This window comes from Candidatus Protofrankia californiensis, assembly GCF_900634765.1.
GTDB classification, from domain to species: domain Bacteria; phylum Actinomycetota; class Actinomycetes; order Frankiales; family Frankiaceae; genus Protofrankia; species Protofrankia californiensis.
This window is the reverse complement of sequence record NZ_CAAAFT010000493.1, coordinates 14,175-15,581: the sequence shown is the minus strand read 5'-3', so window position 1 is coordinate 15,581 and position 1,407 is coordinate 14,175. Positions and strand designations below refer to the sequence as shown.

At 70.4% G+C, this 1,407-nt stretch carries 1 protein-coding gene and 1 pseudogene; both read right to left on the bottom strand.

Annotation, left to right across the window (positions count from 1 at the left end; genetic code table 11):
* On the bottom strand, positions 1-512 hold a 512-nt coding region (locus DD1DGNOD_RS25760; RefSeq protein ID WP_241255995.1), incomplete at its 3' end, for a YcnI family copper-binding membrane protein.
* A 418-nt stretch (positions 513-930) separates the two neighbouring features.
* Positions 931-1,407, bottom strand: a pseudogene (locus DD1DGNOD_RS25755) (hypothetical protein); the annotation flags it as partial.

Here is a 1,407-nt window from a genome sequence, read left to right as displayed (position 1 = left end):
GCCGCGGTGAGGGTCAGCACCGGTGCCGGGTGCTCGGGTTGGTTCTGACCCGGCTGCGCCACGTCGATCCAGCGCACGACCTCGCCGTTGCTGTAGGTCTGCAGGGTCTTGAACGCGAGCGTGCCTGCCTTGTCGGGCAGCGGTCCGGCCGAGACGTTGAACACGGCGAACTCGCCCGGCTTGATCGCCGTGTCAGTGGAGGACGCGATCCAGGTGATCTGAGCGATCACCTCGGAGATGGATCCGTCGTCGCTCTTGATCGGTTGGGCCAACTTGGTCTTCGCAACCTCGTAGCTCCAGCCCGGGTGCGGCTCGATCGACACCGAGCTGATTGGGGTGTCGGCCGGGAACTGCACCTCCAGCTTGGTCGTGGACGCGTCGTCCCGTTCGGTCGGAACCTTGAACGACACAGTGGTGTAGCTGCCGGCAGTGGCTGATTTCGGCTGCACGGTGACATGTGCGGACGCCGGCAGCGCAAAGGCGATCACACCGGTGAGGGCGGCGCCGAGCACGGCTATGCCACGGGTGGTGCGGGACATACTGATCCTCTCGGGAAACCTGCCTCCTGCCGACGACACAGTCATGCTTTTTCACGCCGCCGGAGGAGGCTGCGGGGATACGTGCGTACGAAGCGTTGACCCGGACACGCGCACACCCCACCGGCGTAAGCGGCGGGCCCGACCGGCGGGCCCGACCGGTGGACGGCAGCGGCACGCCGACACCGGAGGAGTCCGGGGCACGCTCGCCGCCGCCGGATCCGACGGCGGACGTCCGGATGCGGGGCGCACGCCGAGCAGGTGCTCACCGAGCTGGCCGATCCGACGGCGGACGTTGTCCGGAGGTGACGTTGTCCGGAGGCGAGGCAGGGTGGCGCGGGGCGGATGGAAACGCGTGGCGGCAGGCCGGTTCCGGCCGGACCCGCAAGTGGGTTCAGCCGGCGGTGGCCGTACGGACGGACGGCGGCCCGCGCCGCCTGCCGGCGCGGACGAACAGGCGTCCGCCCATGGACGCCGACGGTGTGGACGCGGCGGGTGGACACCTGCCGGGCATGCCGGCGGCGCGGACAGCGTCCGGTCCGATCGTGAGCAGGACGCTCAGCATGGCGGCGAACCTGCGGGCGGCCTGGAACAGCAGGCCGGCGCAGCGGGAAAGCATCCGGAACCGGACGACCGCCGAGCGCAGGACGGTCGTGGTCCACAGCCCCTTCTCGGCTCGGCGGAGCATGCTGGCGACAAGCCCGGCCGCCACGGCGTGCACGGCGGTCATCGCGACGCCGTCGTGGAGTACCGCCGCGGGTGCCATGTCCGCACTGTGCGACGTGAGCGCGTTGTGCGACATGATCGCGAATGTGGCGTGCAGGGCGATCTGGGTCAGACCGACCCCGGCGAGCACGGCGGTAACGTGTCG